The 16,091-nt window shown below is 68.4% G+C and carries 19 protein-coding genes; 10 read left to right on the forward strand and 9 right to left on the reverse strand.

The annotated features are described in order from the left end of the window. The first annotated feature begins 8 nt into the window (after positions 1–8). A complete protein-coding gene (locus HQ312_RS00340) occupies positions 9–884 on the forward strand; it encodes an LLM class F420-dependent oxidoreductase (protein WP_056445133.1) in 876 nt (291 codons plus the stop codon). Position 885: 1 nt separating this feature from the next. Next, positions 886–1,563 (forward strand): SDR family oxidoreductase, encoded by a 678-nt coding sequence (locus HQ312_RS00345; RefSeq protein WP_222631246.1) that lies wholly within the window; start codon positions 886–888, stop codon positions 1,561–1,563. Between the two features lie 6 nt (positions 1,564–1,569). Here HQ312_RS00345 and HQ312_RS00350 read toward each other — a convergent pair whose 3' ends face one another. Beyond that, on the reverse strand, positions 1,570–2,583 hold the full coding sequence (locus HQ312_RS00350) for an AraC family transcriptional regulator (protein WP_285184736.1): 1,014 nt from the start codon (positions 2,581–2,583) through the stop codon (positions 1,570–1,572). Positions 2,584–2,664: 81 nt separating this feature from the next. Between HQ312_RS00350 and HQ312_RS00355 the strand changes: the two genes are divergently transcribed. Together HQ312_RS00355 and HQ312_RS00360 are read left to right on the forward strand one after the other, a co-directional pair. Next, positions 2,665–4,194, forward strand: coding sequence for an NAD(P)/FAD-dependent oxidoreductase (locus HQ312_RS00355; RefSeq protein ID WP_222637505.1), 1,530 nt, complete (start codon positions 2,665–2,667; stop codon positions 4,192–4,194). A gap of 72 nt (positions 4,195–4,266) precedes the next feature. After that, positions 4,267–4,986 carry a Clp protease N-terminal domain-containing protein gene (locus HQ312_RS00360; RefSeq protein ID WP_056444475.1) on the forward strand — a complete coding sequence of 240 codons (720 nt, stop codon included), beginning with the start codon at positions 4,267–4,269 and terminating at the stop codon, positions 4,984–4,986. 17 nt (positions 4,987–5,003) lie between these two features. Here HQ312_RS00360 and HQ312_RS00365 read toward each other — a convergent pair whose 3' ends face one another. Next, on the reverse strand, positions 5,004–5,828 hold the full coding sequence (locus tag HQ312_RS00365) for an SDR family oxidoreductase (protein WP_222637506.1): 825 nt from the start codon (positions 5,826–5,828) through the stop codon (positions 5,004–5,006). A gap of 126 nt (positions 5,829–5,954) precedes the next feature. Between HQ312_RS00365 and HQ312_RS00370 the strand changes: the two genes are divergently transcribed. From HQ312_RS00370 to HQ312_RS00385, 4 genes are read left to right on the forward strand one after another with little or no spacing between them, the layout of a single operon-like run. Further along, positions 5,955–6,449, forward strand: a complete 495-nt coding sequence (locus HQ312_RS00370) for an SRPBCC family protein (RefSeq protein ID WP_222637508.1) — start codon at positions 5,955–5,957, stop codon at positions 6,447–6,449. Positions 6,450–6,476: 27 nt separating this feature from the next. Next, positions 6,477–7,391 (forward strand): TIGR03620 family F420-dependent LLM class oxidoreductase, encoded by a 915-nt coding sequence (locus tag HQ312_RS00375; protein ID WP_222637509.1) that lies wholly within the window; start codon positions 6,477–6,479, stop codon positions 7,389–7,391. A gap of 56 nt (positions 7,392–7,447) precedes the next feature. Beyond that, positions 7,448–8,437: an ABC transporter substrate-binding protein gene (locus tag HQ312_RS00380; protein WP_222637510.1), complete on the forward strand. Its 990-nt coding sequence runs from the start codon at positions 7,448–7,450 to the stop codon at positions 8,435–8,437. 59 nt (positions 8,438–8,496) lie between these two features. Continuing rightward, positions 8,497–9,825 carry a lipase family protein gene (locus HQ312_RS00385; protein WP_222637511.1) on the forward strand — a complete coding sequence of 443 codons (1,329 nt, stop codon included), beginning with the start codon at positions 8,497–8,499 and terminating at the stop codon, positions 9,823–9,825. 61 nt (positions 9,826–9,886) lie between these two features. Here HQ312_RS00385 and katG read toward each other — a convergent pair whose 3' ends face one another. Together katG and HQ312_RS00395 are read right to left on the reverse strand one after the other, a co-directional pair. Beyond that, entirely contained in the window at positions 9,887–12,067 is a 2,181-nt protein-coding gene (gene katG / locus HQ312_RS00390) for a catalase/peroxidase HPI (protein ID WP_222637512.1), read from the reverse strand. A 92-nt stretch (positions 12,068–12,159) separates the two neighbouring features. After that, entirely contained in the window at positions 12,160–12,564 is a 405-nt protein-coding gene (locus HQ312_RS00395; protein WP_261781981.1) for a Fur family transcriptional regulator, read from the reverse strand. A gap of 159 nt (positions 12,565–12,723) precedes the next feature. Between HQ312_RS00395 and HQ312_RS00400 the strand changes: the two genes are divergently transcribed. Next, on the forward strand, positions 12,724–13,065 hold the full coding sequence (locus tag HQ312_RS00400; protein ID WP_222637514.1) for a nitroreductase/quinone reductase family protein: 342 nt from the start codon (positions 12,724–12,726) through the stop codon (positions 13,063–13,065). Here HQ312_RS00400 and HQ312_RS00405 read toward each other — a convergent pair whose 3' ends face one another. The 5 genes from HQ312_RS00405 to HQ312_RS00425 form a co-directional block, all read right to left on the reverse strand. Then, positions 13,066–13,401, reverse strand: a complete 336-nt coding sequence (locus tag HQ312_RS00405; protein ID WP_222637515.1) for a hypothetical protein — start codon at positions 13,399–13,401, stop codon at positions 13,066–13,068. It lies immediately after the preceding gene. A gap of 346 nt (positions 13,402–13,747) precedes the next feature. Continuing rightward, positions 13,748–13,948: a hypothetical protein gene (locus tag HQ312_RS00410; RefSeq protein WP_027505403.1), complete on the reverse strand. Its 201-nt coding sequence runs from the start codon at positions 13,946–13,948 to the stop codon at positions 13,748–13,750. Between the two features lie 5 nt (positions 13,949–13,953). Beyond that, positions 13,954–14,577 carry an FKBP-type peptidyl-prolyl cis-trans isomerase gene (locus HQ312_RS00415; protein ID WP_155956988.1) on the reverse strand — a complete coding sequence of 208 codons (624 nt, stop codon included), beginning with the start codon at positions 14,575–14,577 and terminating at the stop codon, positions 13,954–13,956. Between the two features lie 15 nt (positions 14,578–14,592). After that, positions 14,593–15,069 (reverse strand): SRPBCC domain-containing protein, encoded by a 477-nt coding sequence (locus tag HQ312_RS00420; protein WP_056444490.1) that lies wholly within the window; start codon positions 15,067–15,069, stop codon positions 14,593–14,595. Beyond that, positions 15,066–15,410: a helix-turn-helix transcriptional regulator gene (locus tag HQ312_RS00425; protein WP_222637516.1), complete on the reverse strand. Its 345-nt coding sequence runs from the start codon at positions 15,408–15,410 to the stop codon at positions 15,066–15,068. Before HQ312_RS00425 ends, HQ312_RS00420 begins: the two co-directional genes overlap by 4 nt. A gap of 114 nt (positions 15,411–15,524) precedes the next feature. Here HQ312_RS00425 and HQ312_RS00430 point away from each other — a divergent pair, with 114 nt between their 5' ends. Beyond that, positions 15,525–16,088: a dihydrofolate reductase family protein gene (locus HQ312_RS00430; protein WP_222637517.1), complete on the forward strand. Its 564-nt coding sequence runs from the start codon at positions 15,525–15,527 to the stop codon at positions 16,086–16,088. Positions 16,089–16,091 lie beyond the last annotated feature (3 nt).

The following is a 16,091-nucleotide window of genomic DNA, read 5'->3' on the forward strand; positions in this document are numbered from 1 at the left end:
GAACCATCGTGCAGTTGGCAGTCCACTATCCCTACTTCACCCTTCCGGGTGGCTCCGCGGCCACGGCGGGACTGCTCTCCGACTCCGCGCGCGCTGCGGAGGACGGCGGGTGCACGCTGTTCACGCTCATGGACCACTGGTTCCAGATGGAGAATCTGGCGACCGCGCAGGACCCCATGCTCGAGGGCTACACCTCGCTGGGCTTCCTCGCGGGCCGGACCGAGAGCATCCGCCTGGGCCTGCTCGTCACGGGCGTGACCTATCGGCATCCGGGGCTCCTGGCGAAGACGGTCACGACCCTGGACGTGCTCTCCGGCGGTCGAGCGATGCTCGGCATCGGTGCGGCCTGGTACGAGCGCGAGCACCGCGGCCTCGGTGTGCCGTTCCCGTCGACGGCCGAGCGGTTCGAGCGTCTCGAGGAGACGTTGCGCATCTGCAGACAGATGTGGAGCGACGACGACGGACCCTTCGAGGGCACGCACTACTCGCTGGCCGAGACGCTCTGCGAGCCGAGGCCGCTGCAGAGTCCGGGTCCGCCCATCATGGTCGGCGGGTCGGGGGAGAAGAAGACACTCGCGTTCGTCGCGCGGTACGCCTCGCTGTGCAACCTCTTCGCCCCCGACCAGGAGACCGTGGCACACAAGCTCGACGTGCTGCGCGGTCACTGCGAGCGCGAGAACCGCGACTACGCGGAGATCGAGAAGACCATCATCACCTCGCTCGACCCGGTGGCCGACGAGGCCGGCTTCCTCCGGGAGATGGAAGGGTTCGCCGCGCTCGGAGTCGACACCGTGTGCGTGAGCCCGCAGGGACAGGACCCGGTTACCTGGACCCGGTCCGCCACCGCAGCCGTGGTCGACACACTCGCCGGATTGGAGAACTGACATGGACCTCCCGGGCAAGCACTTCCTGGTGACCGGCGCTTCCGGCGCTCTCGGATCGCGCATCACTCGCCGCCTGCTCGACGCCGGCGCCACCGTCACCGCGTCCGGCCGCTCGGAGCAGACGCTGGCCGGTGTCGACCTGGGCAGCGCGCACCTCGTGGCGTCGGACCTGACCCACCCCGCGGCCCCGGCCGACCTGATCGCGGCGGCCAAGAGCCACACCGGAACGCTCGACGGCGTCGTGATCGCCTCGGGCGTGGTGGCGTTCGGACCCGCGGCCGAGGTGGACGACGACACCGTCGACGATCTCCTGCTGGTGGATCTGCTGGCGCCACTGCGGCTGGTGCGATCGGCACTCACCGAGGTGGAGTCCGGGGGCGTCGTCGTCAGCATCAGTGGGGTGATCGCGGAGAAGCCCGTCGGCGGGATGGCTGCGTACTGCGCGGCGAAGGCCGGGATCAGCGCGTTCGTCGAGGCGGCTCGACCGGAAGCGCGTCGGCGCAAGCTGCGGGTCGTGGACGTACGTCCGCCGCACACCGAGACCGGTCTGGCCGGGCGCGCGATCGCGGGCACGGCGCCCACCATGCCGGACGGTCTCGATCCGGACGCTGTCGCCGACCGGATCGTCAAGGCCATCGTGGACGACGAGAAGGATCTGGCGTCGACCGACTTCAGTTGAGTCGGGTCAGAGAGCGCCGCGGCGGACGGTGGTGGGCGTCGCGTTCCACCACCGTCGGCACGCACGAGTGAAGGCGGACTGCTCGGACAGTCCCACAGCGGCCGCGATCTGACTCATCGGCAGCGACGTCGTCGTGAGGTACCGATGGGCCTCCGTGCGGCGCACCTCGTCGACGATCGCCGCGAACGACGTTCCCTCCCCGGCCAATCGGCGTTGCAACGTCCGCGGGTGCAGGTTCAGCAGATGTGCGGCACCGTCGATGTGCGGTGGGGTGGTGCCGAGGGACTGCTGCAGGATGGTGCGCACTCGCGGTGCCACCTCGGTGGTGGGTCCGGCGCCCTGCCGAGCGAGGAAGGCCAGGGCCAGCCGTTTGAGGTTCGAGTCTCCGCCGTGGAGCGGTCGGTTCTGGAGTGTGGCCGGGACCCGGAGGACGGCGGCGGGACGGCCGACGCTGACCGCGACGCCGAAGAAGTTCTCGTAGACCGACACCGGAGCCGCCGGCACGTAGGGGAGCTCGACCGAGCGGAGTCCGTACGACCCGCCGACCAGTGCGATGGTGGCGCGGTGGAGGAACCCCAGCCCCATGTCGGTGCCCTGGACGGGCGCGACGACCCCGGGCTTCGTTCCGTACCGCAGCGCGACGATCCCCGGCGTCCCGTACGGGTCGGGTTCGGCACGCAGGCTGAGCGACTGGGCATGGATGAACAGGTAGTGCTCGGTGCACTCGAGTGCCTCGCCCACGGTCGAGGAGTTCTGGATCGCGAGTGCGAGCGGCCCGAGCATGCCGAGATCCTGGCGCCGTGCGATCCGCAACCCCAGATCGGGGCACGCCAGCTCCGCCGCGGCGATCTCGAGAACCGCGGCCATGGCGACGTCCTCGACGAGGAGGTCGTCGGCGTCGAGCGCGTCCACGGGCAGCCCCGCCGCGACGGCGTACGCCTCGGCGTCCCCGCCCAGTTCGGCCACGGTCGCGCGGAAGCCGCGGAGACCGGCGGAGCGGATGGCGGGCACAGCGCTCACCTTGGGTCAGCTGTCGTCTGAAGTCAACTAGTTGTCGTGTGTTGTCAAGCCATCGGGTGGTGGCACGAGGACACTGGAGTCATGACGTCCACCACCGATCGACTCGACTCGTCCCCGACCGACACCACCCTCGAGCATCTCGACGTGATCGTCGTCGGCGCCGGGCTCTCCGGCGTCGGTGCGGGCTACCGCCTGTCGACGGAGCATCCCGGCAAGTCGTGGGCCATCCTCGAGGCGCGGTCCTCGATGGGCGGCACCTGGGATCTGTTCCGCTACCCCGGTGTGCGCTCGGACTCCGACATGTACACGCTCGGCTACCAGTTCAAGCCGTGGCGCGAAGCGAAGTCCATCGCCGACGGGCACTCGATTCTGAAGTACATCGAGGAGACCGCTGCGGAGTTCGGGATCGACGAGCACATCCGGTACGGAACCCGCGTCGTCGGCGCGGATTTCTCCACCGCGGAGGCTCGCTGGACCCTGACTCTCGACGTGACCGACGAGTCGGGAACCTCGCAGCAGCAGATGACGTGTGGCTTCCTGTACTGCTGCTCGGGCTACTACGACTACGCCAAGGGCTACAACCCCGACATCCCGGGACTCGACACGTTCGAGGGCTCCGTGGTGCACCCCCAGTTCTGGCCCGACGATCTGGACTACGCCGGCAAGAACGTCGTCGTGATCGGCAGTGGCGCCACCGCAGTGACCCTCGTGCCGTCGATGGCGCGCGACGCCGGTCACGTCACGATGCTGCAGCGTTCACCCACCTGGATCAGCGCGGTCCCCGGACGTGACAAGCAGGCGGACAAGATTCGTGATCTTCTCCCGGCTGGCCTGGCGCACAGCGTGATCCGGGTCAAGAACATTCTGTTCAGCACCGGCTTCTATCAGTTCTGCCGGCGTCGTCCGCAGGCGGCACGGCGACTCCTCACCAACCTCTCGACCAAGATCCTGGGCGACGAGAAGCTGGTGGCCGAGCACTTCACGCCCGAGTACAACCCGTGGGATCAGCGACTGTGCGCCGTCCCCGACGCCGATCTGTTCAAGGCGATGAAGAAGGGGAAGGCGTCGGTGGTCACCGACCGCATCCACTCCGTGCGCCCCGACGGCATCGACCTGCAGTCGGGCGCCTCGTTGCCCGCCGACGTGATCGTCACGGCGACGGGGCTGCAACTGCTCGCCTTCGGCGGCATCGAGCCCAAGGTGGACGGCGTGACCGTCGATCTGTCGAAGCAGTTCGTGTGGCAGGGCGCCATGATGACAGGTGTCCCGAACTTCGCCATCTGCATCGGATACACCAACGCGTCGTGGACTCTGCGCGCCGATCTGACGTCGCGTCTCGTGTGCCGCGTGCTCGGCTACATGGACGACAAGGACTTCGCGTCCATCGTCCCGCAGCCCGACGGCCCGCTCGAGGAGCGTCCGCTGCTGGACCTGCAGTCCGGCTACGTCCAGCGCTCGATCGACGCCTTTCCCCGGCAGGGCGATCACGGCCCGTGGCTGGTGCGTCAGAACTACATCCTCGACTCCATCACCACGCTGCGGGGCGACCTCGGCAAGACCCTCTCGGGTACGCCGCGTCGGTCGGTGCGACGCGCCGCCGGAGTCGCCTGACCCGCAACGCACAGGACCACCCATCGTCAACTCAGGGTTGACGATGGGTGGTCGTCATTCTACGGTCGACGCATGACCGACACCGATCCCGCGCCCGGTGTGCGCCTCGACGATCTGATCGTCGCTGTCTCCCGCACCGACACCGACCCTCTGATCCAGCTCTCGCGAGCCGTCGTCGCCGCCGAGCGCCTCGGCGACGTGGCCGACCACCTTGTCGGACACTTCGTCGACCAGGCACGTCGGTCCGGGGCGTCCTGGACCGACATCGGCCGCAGTATGGGAGTGAGCAAACAGGCCGTGCAGAAGAAGTTCGTGGCCAGGCCGCACGCCGACGAGGCGTTGAACGCGAGCCAGGGTTTCGCTCGTTTCACAGAGCGCGCGAAGAACATCGTGGTGGCGGCGCAGACCGAGGCCCGAGCGCAACGGGTGTCGTCGATCACTCCCGACCATCTCGTGATCGGACTGGTGCAGGACCCCGACTCGTTCGGCACCCGTCTGCTCGCGACACAATCGGTGACGCCCGACGACGTACGCGCCGCCGTCTCGGCACGAGGTTCGTCCGCGGGGGAGCACGGTGAGCCGCCGGCACTCGTTCCGTTCGATGCTGCGACGGCGAAAATTCTGGAACTGACGTTCCGCGAGGCGCTGCGCCTCGGCCACGACTACGTCGGCACCGAACACGTGCTGCTCGCGATGCTGGAGTTCGAGAACGGGACGGGGCTGCTCAGTGGTCTCGGCGTGACGAGGGACCAGGTGGAGACCGACCTCGCTGCCGCTCTCGATCTGTCCTGAGAGCGGCAGCGCGTCCGTCACATGCCGCGGCGCATCACGGCGTAGTAGGCGGACGGGAACACGCGGGCGAGGATGTCGACGGCGTGGGCACTCGCGGCGATGAGGACCCGTCCCTTGCGCTTCTCGACCCCGTCGAGGATGCGGAGTGCAGCCTTGTCCGCGGGATAGGTGAGCAGTTTGGCGAAGGTGGCCTTGCCGTCCGCGATCTCCTTGTCCGTCGCTCCGGCGGCCGAACCGGCCGTCTCGGCGATGCGGGTCTTGATGCCGCCGGGGTGCACCGACGTCACGCCGATCGTCGGCGCCAGTTCGTGGCGCAGGCACTCGGTGAACCCGCGGATGGCGAACTTCGACGACGAGTAGGCCGACTGCCCCGGAGGCGCCACGATGCCGAACAAGCTCGACACGTTGACGATGTGCGCGCCCGTGGATCGGCGCATCGTCGGCAGCAGACGTCGGGTGATGTCCACCGGCGCATGGAAGTTGATGGTCATCACCGAGTCGAAGTCCTTGGCGGTGAGTTGCTCGAACGAGCCGCCGAACGCGATACCGGCGTTGTTGATCAGCAGGTCGATGCGCTCGTGCCGCTCGATCACACCGTCGATGACCACGCCGAGCGCGTCGAGGTCGGAGAGGTCCGCGACGACGACGTCGACGCTGCGTGCCGGTGAGGCGGACTCGATGGCGCGTGCGACGTCGGCGAGCCGATCGGCGTCCCGGTCGAGCAGGATCAGATCGGTGCCCCGTCGCGCGAGCTCGTGGGCCATCTGCTCACCCATGCCACTGGCGGCGCCGGTGACGAGCGCGGTGGCGCCGGGAAAGCGGAAGGGGGGCAAGGACGACATGACAACTCCTGAGCTCGGCGGTACCAACGTCTCGATCATCGCGGACGGCGGGCCGTCGTTCTTGACTTCAGGCGACACCGTCGTCGATCGCCCGCATCGAGGCTGTCGGGTCGCTACGGTGCACCGGTGACGCCTGACTCGACCGCTCCGCTCGCGTCCGGATCCGTGACGGTCCGCGCCGATGCCGAGGACGTGTACGCCCTCCTGACCGATCTCGACCGACTCGCCGATCTGGCGGACGAGACGCACTCGATGAGGTGGGTGGGGAGCTCCGGCGCCCGTCCGGGTGCGTCCTTCGTCGGTCGGAACCGCAACGGTCTGCATCGATGGTCGACCACATGCACCGTGACCGCCGCCGACCCCGGAGCAACCTTCGCCTTCGACGTGCACTACGGCCCGTTCTCGCTGCCGATCGCGCACTGGCGCTACGACATCGACGGCGGTGGCGACGGCGGCGAGACCACGGTGACCGAGCGGATGTGGGACCGGCGTCCGCGGTGGTTCGTCGGCGTCGGCGGACTGGCGACGGGTGTCCGCGACCGCGCCACGGTCAACGGCGACCACATCGCGGCCACCCTCAAACGGCTCCGGCAGACCGTCGACGGTCCCCCGGATTCGTAGGGAGCGAGTGCGGGCACACTGGACGCCATGACGTCACACGCGACGATCGGCATCTGGACCGGAACGCTCGACGGGGTCTCCGCCTCGGCGGTTCCCGACGTGGTGGGGGAGGTGGAATCGCAGGGCTGGCACTCGCTCTGGTTCGGCGAGGCCTACGGCCGCGAGGCGCTCACCGCCGCGCAGATGTACCTCGGCGCCTCGTCGTCGCTGATCGTCGGTACCGGCATCGCGAGCATCTACGCCCGCGACGCCGTGGCGACCGCATCGGCGGCACGTACCCTGCATGCCGTCTCGGGTGGTCGGTTCGTCCTGGGACTCGGCGTGTCGCACGCTCCGCTGGTCGAGCGCATGCGCGGTCACAACTACGGCAAGCCCGTCGCGGCGATGCGGGAGTATCTCGACGCACTCGACAACGCACCCGCGGCAGTGGCGGGGGAAGAGCAGAACCCACCACGACTGCTGGCGGCGCTGGGTCCGAAGATGCTCGAGCTGTCCCGCGATCGCACCGCAGGGGCGCATCCGTACCTCGTCACACCGGAGCACACGGCGACGGCCCGCGAGATCCTCGATGCCGGAGACGGCGAGAAGCGCCCGGAACTGGTCGTCGAGCAGGCGGCGGTGGTGGACCCGGTCGCCGACACCGACGCGGAGGTGTGGGCCGAACGCGCGCACGCGCATCTGAACATCTACACCGGGCTGCCCAACTACCGGAACAACTGGGAGCGTCTGGGTTTCGGGCAGGACGACTTCGTCCGCGGCGGCAGCGAGAAGCTCGCCGAGGCGATGGTGACGCGCGGACTCGACGCGACTGTGGCCCGAGTGCGCGAGCACATCGAGGCGGGAGCCACCAGCGTCCTCGTTCAGGTCCTCGGATCCGCGATGAACGTTCCGCCGGTGGACGACTGGCGTCGACTGGGTGAGGCCCTCGAGCTCTCCCGTTGAGCTGAGGGTAGCCTTACCGCAAGCCTGCTCCACCAGTCGTCCCCGAAAGGTTCTTCATGCGCGTCTCCGTCGGTGTGTCCGTCGCGGCCACCGTTCTTCTGCTCGGAACGGCGGCGTGCAGCTCGTCGGACACGGACTCGGCGCCGGCCGCGGACGCGTCGGGAGCCTTCCCGGCCGAGGTCACCGACAAGTTCGGGACCGTGACGGTCGAGGGTGCGCCGGAGCGTCTGGTGACCGCCGGGTACAACGACCAGGACTTCGCGCTCGCTCTCGGTGTCACACCCGTGGCCACCCGCGGATTCACGGGGTACGACTACACCACCCGACCGTGGGCCCAGCAGCAGCTGAACGGTGCCACGATTCCCGAGGTGGGAAGCGACACACTCGATCTCGAAGGTGTCGCGGCCGCGGAGCCCGACCTCATCATGGCGACGTACGCCTATCTGGAGGAGCCCGAGTACCAGCAGCTCGGACAGATCGCCACGACGGTCGGCGACATCCCCGGCTCGGACGGGTCGGAGACCCCGTCGTGGCGAGACCAGTTGGCCGCGTACGGAACCGCCCTGGGCAAGACGGCCGAGGCAGAGACCGTGCGTGACGAGGTCGACGCGACGTTCGTAGACGCCACGACCGAGAACCCGTCCTTCGCCGGCCGTACGGCTGCGGTCGCGCTCTATCTCGACGGCACCTTCTACATCCTCGACAGCGGTGACCCGCGGAACAGGTTCTTCACCGACCTCGGCTTCGCGACGCCCGAGACCACCGGGACGGTGAGCCCGGAGCGTTACGACCTGCTCGATCAGCAGACTCTCGTGCTGCTGGGCGTCACTCCCGAGGACGTCGCCGGTGATCCGCTGCTGCAGAGCCTGAACGTGGTGAAGGAGGATCGCACCGTCTACGTCGGCGAATTCGGGACCACCGTGCCGGCCGCTCTCGGTTTCGCCAGCCCCCTCAGCCTTCCGTACGCGGTGGACGCGCTCGTCCCGGTGCTCGCACGGGCCTCGGACGACGATCCGGCCACCCGCGTCGGCACCGTCGAGGGCTGATCGGTCCTGCTCACGGGTCGGAAGGTTAGTGTGACCCGACGACAGGGGTAACCGTGGGCATGAGCATCGAGCAGTACGACAGGGACGGTGGCGGCCCGCCCGAGACCGAGCACTGGTCCGAGGGCCCGGTCACCACCCCGGAGCGGGACCCGTTCTACGTCGCGCCCGACGGTTTCGAGAGTGCCGCGTGCGGCGACGTCCTGCGCACCAGACCCGTGCGCATCGGTGTGTTCGGTCGGGTGCGGCAGCGCGTGCAGGCCTGGCAGCTGCTGTATCGCACCGAGGACCTCGAGCGCGTGCCACGCGTGAGTGTCACCACGGTCTTGCTGCCCGCCGGAGCCGTCCCCGACGCGACGCGACCACTCCTGTCGTATCAGTGCGCCATAGACGCCGTCTCCGGTCGATCGTTCCCGTCGTACGCGCTCCGGCTCGGGTCACGTGCGCGCGGCACGGTGCCGCAGTACGAGTTCCTGCTCGTCCTGCACGCCCTGCGTCTGGGTTGGGCGGTCTCGATCCCGGATCACGAAGGCGCCGAGGGGCATTGGGGTGCGCCGCTCGAGCCCGGGTACTGCACTCTCGACGCCGTCCGGGCCGCGCTCTCGTTCGACGAGCTCGGTCTCGACACGACCACACCGGTCGGACTGTGGGGATACTCGGGTGGCGGGCTCGCGTCGTCCTGGGCGGCGGAGGCCGCGGGGGAGTACGCACCCGAGATCGATGTCGTCGGAGCCGTTCTCGGGTCGCCGGTGGGTGATCCGGCGTCGGCGTTCTTCCGGCTGAACGCCACCCGCTACGCCGCGCTGCCGACTCTCGTCATCGAGGGTCTGCGGCGTACCTACCCGGCCCTGGACGACGTCATGCAGGAGTTCGTCACCGAGGAGGGTCTCGAGCTGCTGGCGTCGACGAACAAGATGACCACGATGCAAGCCATCATCGCGCTCCGCGGGTTCGACCTCGACGCCTACTCGACCATTCCCATCGCCGACGTCATGGCTCGTCCGGAGATGGTGACGATCTTCGAGGAGATCCAGCCGGGCCGGTCGGCGCCCGGATTCCCGCTGCTCGTCCTGCAGGCGTCGCACGATCAGATCATCGCCGTGGACGACGTCGACGGGCAGGTGACGCGCTATCGAGACGCGGGTGCCGAGGTCGAGTACGTCCGCGATCGCACGAGCGAGCACATCACGCTGCTGCCGCTGTCGGTCCCGCTGACGCTCCGATGGCTCGACGACCGGTTCGCCGGGCGCCGACCGGGACCCGCGGCCACCAGGACCGTCCGCTCGGTGGCGGCGTCGTGGCGCAGCGCCGCGGGTTATCTGGCCATGGCAGGCTCGGCGGCGAGAGCGCTGACCGGGCTCCCCATCTCCGTCCGCCGCACCCGACGCTGAGACGACACCACCCCCGCACCGAGGACTCGGTGCGGGGGTGGTGTGGTGTGCAGGAGCGAGATCAGGCCAGTTCGAAGCGATCCAGCATCATGACCTTGTCCCACGCGGCGACGAAGTCCTGGACGAACTTGTCCTTCGCGTCGTCGCAGGCGTACACCTCGGCGATGGCACGGAGTTCGGAGTTCGAGCCGAACACCAGGTCGTTACGGGTGCCGGTCCACTTCGTCGCACCGGTGGCAGCATCCTTGGCCTCGTAGATGCCGTCCTCGGACGTGGGAACCCACTCGGTGCCCATGTCGAGGAGGTTCACGAAGAAGTCGTTGGACAGTGTGCCGACCTTGTCGGTCAGAACGCCGTGCGACGAGTTCTGGTAGTTGGCGCCGAGAACACGCAGACCACCGACGAGGACGGTCAGCTCGGGTGCGCTGAGCGACAACAGGTTCGCCCGGTCGACGAGAGAGTACTCCGCCGGCAGCTTCTGGCCCTTGCCGAGGAAGTTACGGAAGCCGTCGGCCTTCAGCTCGAGGTCGGAGAACGAATCGACGTCCGTCTGCTCCTGCGTGGTGTCCATGCGGCCCGGGGTGAACGGAACGCTGACGCCCGAAGCCTTCTCGAGTGCCGCGACGCCGCCGAGGACGACGAGGTCGGCGAACGAGACCGTTCCGGAGAACGACTCCTGGATGCCCTCGAGCACGCGGATGACCTGTGCCAACTCGTCGGGCTCGTTGACCTCCCAGCCGGCCTGCGGCTGCAGACGCAGGCGACCACCGTTGGCACCGCCGCGCTTGTCGCTGACGCGGAAGGACGACGCTGCGGCCCACGCGGTCGAGATGAGCTGTTCGGTGCTCAGCCCGGAATCGAGGATCGCGGACTTGAGCTCGGCGATCTGTGCGTCACCGATCAGCTCGTGGTCGACGGCCGGGATCGGGTCCTGCCACAGCAGGGTCTCCGACGGCACCTCGGGTCCGAGGTACCGGCTGACCGGTCCCATGTCGCGGTGGGTCAGCTTGAACCACGCCTTCTGGAACTCTTCTGCGAGCTCCTCGGGGTGGTCGAGCCAGCGACGGGTGATCTGCTCGTAGATCGGGTCGACGCGCATGGCGATATCCGAGGTCAGCATCGACGGGTGGCGACGCTTGGTCGGGTCGGCGGGGTCGGGGACCAGGTCCGCGCCCTCACCGTTCTTCGGACGCCACTGGTGAGCGCCGCCGGGGCTCTTGTAGAGCTCCCACTCGAAGCCGTAGAGGGTCTCGAGGAAGGTGTTGTCCCACTGCGTCGGGGTCGGGGTCCAGATGACCTCGAGGCCACTCGTGATCGCGTCCGCGCCGACACCGCTCTGGAAGCTGTTCTTCCAGCCGAGGCCCATCTGCTCGATCGGGGCGCCCTCGGGCTCGGCTCCGATGTGGGCATCGGGGTCGGCCGCACCGTGGGTCTTGCCGAAGGTGTGTCCGCCGACGGCCAGTGCTGCGGTCTCGACGTCGTTCATGGCCATGCGGCCGAAGGTCTCGCGGATGTCCAGTGCGGACTGCACGGGATCCGGGTTGCCGTTCGGGCCTTCGGGATTGACGTAGATCAGACCCATCTGCACGGCGGCCAGCGGGTTCTCGAGGCTCGTGCGATCACCGTCGTAGCGCTCGTCGCCCAGCCAGGTCTGCTCGGGGCCCCAGTAGACGTCCTCGTCCGGCTCCCAGGCGTCGACGCGACCGCCGGCGTAGCCGTAGGTCGGCAGTCCCATGGACTCGATGGCGACGTTGCCGGTCAGGACGATGAGGTCGGCCCAGGAGAGCTTGCGGCCGTACTTCTGCTTCACGGGCCAGATCAGGCGACGGGCCTTGTCCAGGCTCGCGTTGTCCGGCCAGCTGTTCAGCGGTGCGAAGCGCTGCATGCCGGCTCCGGCTCCGCCGCGTCCGTCCTGCTTGCGGTACGTGCCGGCTGCGTGCCACGCCATACGGATGAAGAAGGGGCCGTAGTGGCCGAAGTCCGCGGGCCACCACGGCTGCGAGTTCGTCATGACCGCTTCGATGTCGCGCTTGACCTCGGCGAGATCGAGCGAGTTGAACTCGGCCGCGTAGTCGTAGTCGGCGCCCATCGGATCGCCGACGGCGGGGTTCTTCTTCAGGATCTTGAGGTTCAGTGCCTTGGGCCACCACTCGTGGTTGGTGCCACCCTCGACCGGCATCGGCATCTTGTCGTGCATGACAGGGCAGCCGCCGGACGCGTCCTGCGGCTGGTCCTGGTTCATCTCTTTTTCGCGTGTTGTGTGGTCCTCGGACACGAGTTTCCCTCCAAGAGAAGATGAATGAACTGATTTCGCGGCGCCTTCGCGCCTCGAGATCAGGGGCTGACGCTGGTGGAGCAGTTCTCGCACAGGCCCCAGTAGATGACCTCTGCCTCGTCGACGACGAAACCATGGGACTCCGACGGAGTGAGGCACGGAGCCTCGCCGACGGCGCATTCCACGTCGGCGATGGTGCCGCACGCGCGGCACACGACATGGTGGTGATTGTCGCCGATTCTGCTCTCGTACCGCGAGACCGAGCCGGACGGCTGGATGCGCCGTACCAGTCCCGCGGTGGTGAGAGCGTGGAGCACGTCGTACACGGCCTGGCGGGAGACGTCGGGCAGGGTGGCCCGAACGGCTCCGTAGACGGTGTCGGTGTCGGCGTGCGGATGTTCGTGCACCGCGTCGAGCACCGCCAGACGGGGGCGGGTGACTCGGAGCGCGGCACCACGCAGCATCTCCGGGTAGTTCGACGATGGGCTCACGTCGAACAGTATGCACGACTTTTCTGGAATGAGTCAGGAAACGGGGCGCGAACACGGGTCGAACGGCGTGTCGTCCGGCCCCCGCGGGGGCATGATGCGAGGCGACATCCATCGCTCGCAAGGGGTACGAAGATGACCGCGTTCCAGACCGTCGCCAACGCCGCGAACCAGGTCGTTCGACCGCTGATGCGACTGCCTGTGCTGTCCGCCGTACTCGGGCGTGGCCTGGCCACCATCACCTACACCGGCCGACGGTCGGGCCGGACCATCTCGCTGCCCGTCTCCTACCGGCGATCGGGCGACAGGGTCACCGTGATGGTCGCGGCACCGAGCCAGAAAGCCTGGTGGCGCAACTTCCATCCCGACCCCGCCCCGGTGACCGTCGACATCGCGGGCCATCAGCATCGGGGGAGCGCACAGGCGGTGGTCGCCGACAAGGGTGGCGTGCGTGTGGTGATCACCCTCGACAGCTGATCAACGGAGTAGGACGAGCTGCTGGGTCGCGCGGGTCATCGCCACGTAGCGATCGACGGCGCTGTCCGCACTCGACCGGTCGACGAGATCGAACCCGAGGCCCTTCGCCGATCGTGCGCTCGACGATCGGATCCTCGCGGTGTCAGGTAGAGACGGCATCGCGATGACGCAGGCCACACCCTCACTCGTCGCGGCCCGCTCGTCCAGCACCGCCGCCAGGTCGTCGACGTCGGCGTGCCGGACGCCCACGCCGGTGGTGCGCACCGAGCGTGGCACGAGCGCGGCGCGCGCGCATCGCCGTCGCCCGTGGATCGCCGAGGCGGCGACGAGCGACATCGAGGACCGGAAGATCTGCTGTGGTCCAGGGGGACCCGACGTTCCTGCGGACCGCCGCCCTGTCATCGTCGTCGAGCCAGGGTGCGCAGTGGCGTAGGTACGCCGGCACAGTCCAGAGGTCGGCGACGAGATCGGGAGCATCGATCACCGTCCACGACGACTCCACTCGGTCGCAGAGCTCGTCGATTTCACGCAGCGACGACGCCCGCTCTCCGGCCGACACGTTGGCGACGAGGCGGTCGACGAGGATCTCGCCCAGAACCGCCCAGACTTCCTCTCGCGCATCGTTGTGCGGAGTCTCCGCCTGCGGTGCCGCAGTGCCGCGTCGATTCTGGCGAGGTTCCCCTCATCGCCGATCGTCGCGTGCCTCGGCCAACCGCCTGATCGCGGACGGCCCCACTCCGTGTAGCGCGGACAAAGTCGCGAGGTTCGCCGGGAGGTCGTGCACCGTGCGATACCCCGCGTCGATCAACGCACCGGTCGCCGGCCGGCCGATGCGGACACCGTCGAACAGCGGTCCGCGGTCGACCGGCACGTCCCTCGTCATGCTGCTCAGCTGACGCCGAGAACCTTGATCGCGAAGATCAGAGAATCGCCCTGCTGGATGCCCGCGCGCGGCTGACCGTTGGGGTAACCGTCCGCGGAGGTCACCGCGACGCCGATCGTCGATCCCACGGTCTGGCCGGCGATGGCCTTCTGGAAACCGGCCACGACACCGTCGAGGGGGAATTCGACCGGGGCGCCGCGCTCGTAGCTGCTGTCGAAGGTGGATCCGTCGCGTCCGTTGACGCCCATGTAGCAGACGGAGACGGTGGCGTCCGCCGCGACGACGGGGCCGTCGCCGGCCTGCAATGTCTGCACCTGCGTCTCCGCGACGCTGAAGGGTGCCTCGACGGTGACCAGGGGAGCGGCATCGTCGGTGGACCCGGTCACCGCGATGCTGCCCGTGTCACCGTCGAGGTCCCACTCGGCCGCGGCACCGGACTCGGGCGCCGCGGTGGGGCACGACTCGGCAGCTGCGGTCGACGACGACCCCGCGGACGAGGATGCGGCGCTGGAGGAGGTGGCGGCAGATGGCGTGTCGTTGTCGGAGCTGCATCCGGACAGCACCAGGACGAGCGACGCGGACGAGGCCAGCAGGACACCGAGGGTACGAGAGGAGTTCACGCCCGACACGCTACAGCCGCCCGACTACTCGACCAGCCGGGCGAGTGCTGCGGTGACCGAGCCCCACCCTTCCGCGAACCCGAGGCTCGCGTGACGATCGCGTGTCGTCGGATCTCCGTGACGGACGACGGCCCGGTAAGCAGTGCCGCGCGGGTGGTCGGTCAGCGTGATCTCCGCTGACATCGCGACCGGCTGCGGCGACGCGGGGCGCCACCCGCTGTCGAGAGTGTTGGTGAACACCAGCCGGGTGTCGGGCTCGACGACGAGGAACACGGCGTCGGTGTGGGGCACGAATGTCGTTCCGTCGTCGCTCATCTCGGTGACGAACGCCCCGCCCGGTCGCACCTCCAGGTGGTCCACCCGAGTGACGGTGGGTGCCGGTGTCCACCACTGTGACAGCAACGACGAGTTCGTCCATGCCTCCCAGATGCGGTGACGAGGAGCCGCGATGACGCGATCGAGTACGAGGTCGAGGGCAGGATCGATCGGGAGCGCGGTCATGAGTCTTCTTCCGTCGGAGTCGGGGAGGTGACGAGTTGTTCGAGCCGATCCGTGCGGCTCTCCCAGAGGTGTCGTTGATCGTCGAGCCAGTCCTGGACGAGGTCGAGTCGTTCCCTGTGCAGAGTGCACGTCCGGACGCGTCCTACTTTGGCCGTGCGAATGAGCCCGCTCGACTCGAGACTGCGGACGTGTTTGAGGAAGGTGGGAAGCGCGATCGGGAACGGCGCCGCCAGTTCACCGACGCTTGCCGGACCGGCACCGAGACGCCGGACGATTGCTCGCCGCGTCGGATCTCCGAGGGCGGTGAGCACGGCGTCGAGTTCTGCCGTATGGTTAGCCATAAGGGTAAGTATTACAGGCGATCCGGGGTGTGGCGCAACCGATGACTTTCGACGTGTGCGTCGGTCGGAGTGTTCGTGGGCCGACCAGCGCCCACGGGGAACGAAGGAGTGCACATGCGCACGTTGATCGTCACCGCGTTCGTCTCGCTCGACGGCGTGATGGAGGCGCCTGGTGGAGAGGCCGGATACCGCAACGCGGGCTGGACCTTCACGGACGTCGAGTTCGACGAGGCCGCGTACGAGATCAAGGGGCGGGAGCAGGGGGAGGCCGCCGCACTGCTGCTCGGTCGCCGATCCTACGAGGCGTTCGCGCCCGTGTGGCCGACGATGGAGGACTTCGCCGGATACAACGCCATGCCGCGGTACGTGGTCTCGACGACGCTCGATGATGATGATTCGCGTTGGCCTGCAACGGTTCTTCGATCACTCGACGACGTCGCCGCGCTGAAGGAGACCGAGGGCGGACCGATCCTCGTGCACGGGAGCGCGACGCTGGGACGTGCGTTGGCCGACGCCGGGCTGGTCGACAGGTACCACCTGCTGGTGTTCCCGTTGCTGCTCGGCGCCGGCCTGCGCCTGTTCAGCGACACGGACAAGGGCACCACGGTGCTGACGCTCGTCGAGCACGAGGTCTACGGCAACGGTGTCCAGAAGCAGGTGTTCGATGTGCGCCGCTGACGG

Origin of the sequence: Rhodococcus sp. BP-316 (assembly GCF_019836105.1) — a bacterium.
Lineage (GTDB): Bacteria > Actinomycetota > Actinomycetes > Mycobacteriales > Mycobacteriaceae > Rhodococcoides.

Excerpts from the sequence above, each read along its gene's own strand:
- HQ312_RS00345 (WP_222631246.1), top strand. The coding sequence starts at position 886 with ATGGACCTCCCGGGCAAGCACTTCCTGGTGACCGGCGCTTCCGGCGCT.
- HQ312_RS00355 (WP_222637505.1), top strand. The coding sequence starts at position 2,665 with ATGACGTCCACCACCGATCGACTCGACTCGTCCCCGACCGACACCACC.
- HQ312_RS00360 (WP_056444475.1), top strand. The coding sequence starts at position 4,267 with ATGACCGACACCGATCCCGCGCCCGGTGTGCGCCTCGACGATCTGATC.
- HQ312_RS00365 (WP_222637506.1), bottom strand. The coding sequence starts at position 5,828 with ATGTCGTCCTTGCCCCCCTTCCGCTTTCCCGGCGCCACCGCGCTCGTC.
- HQ312_RS00375 (WP_222637509.1), top strand. The coding sequence starts at position 6,477 with ATGACGTCACACGCGACGATCGGCATCTGGACCGGAACGCTCGACGGG.
- HQ312_RS00380 (WP_222637510.1), top strand. The coding sequence starts at position 7,448 with ATGCGCGTCTCCGTCGGTGTGTCCGTCGCGGCCACCGTTCTTCTGCTC.
- HQ312_RS00385 (WP_222637511.1), top strand. The coding sequence starts at position 8,497 with ATGAGCATCGAGCAGTACGACAGGGACGGTGGCGGCCCGCCCGAGACC.
- katG (WP_222637512.1), bottom strand. The coding sequence starts at position 12,067 with ATGAACCAGGACCAGCCGCAGGACGCGTCCGGCGGCTGCCCTGTCATG.
- HQ312_RS00395 (WP_261781981.1), bottom strand. The coding sequence starts at position 12,564 with ATGCTGCGTGGTGCCGCGCTCCGAGTCACCCGCCCCCGTCTGGCGGTG.
- HQ312_RS00400 (WP_222637514.1), top strand. The coding sequence starts at position 12,724 with ATGACCGCGTTCCAGACCGTCGCCAACGCCGCGAACCAGGTCGTTCGA.
- HQ312_RS00405 (WP_222637515.1), bottom strand. The coding sequence starts at position 13,401 with ATGTCGCTCGTCGCCGCCTCGGCGATCCACGGGCGACGGCGATGCGCG.
- HQ312_RS00410 (WP_027505403.1), bottom strand. The coding sequence starts at position 13,948 with ATGACGAGGGACGTGCCGGTCGACCGCGGACCGCTGTTCGACGGTGTC.
- HQ312_RS00420 (WP_056444490.1), bottom strand. The coding sequence starts at position 15,069 with ATGACCGCGCTCCCGATCGATCCTGCCCTCGACCTCGTACTCGATCGC.
- HQ312_RS00425 (WP_222637516.1), bottom strand. The coding sequence starts at position 15,410 with ATGGCTAACCATACGGCAGAACTCGACGCCGTGCTCACCGCCCTCGGA.
- HQ312_RS00430 (WP_222637517.1), top strand. The coding sequence starts at position 15,525 with ATGCGCACGTTGATCGTCACCGCGTTCGTCTCGCTCGACGGCGTGATG.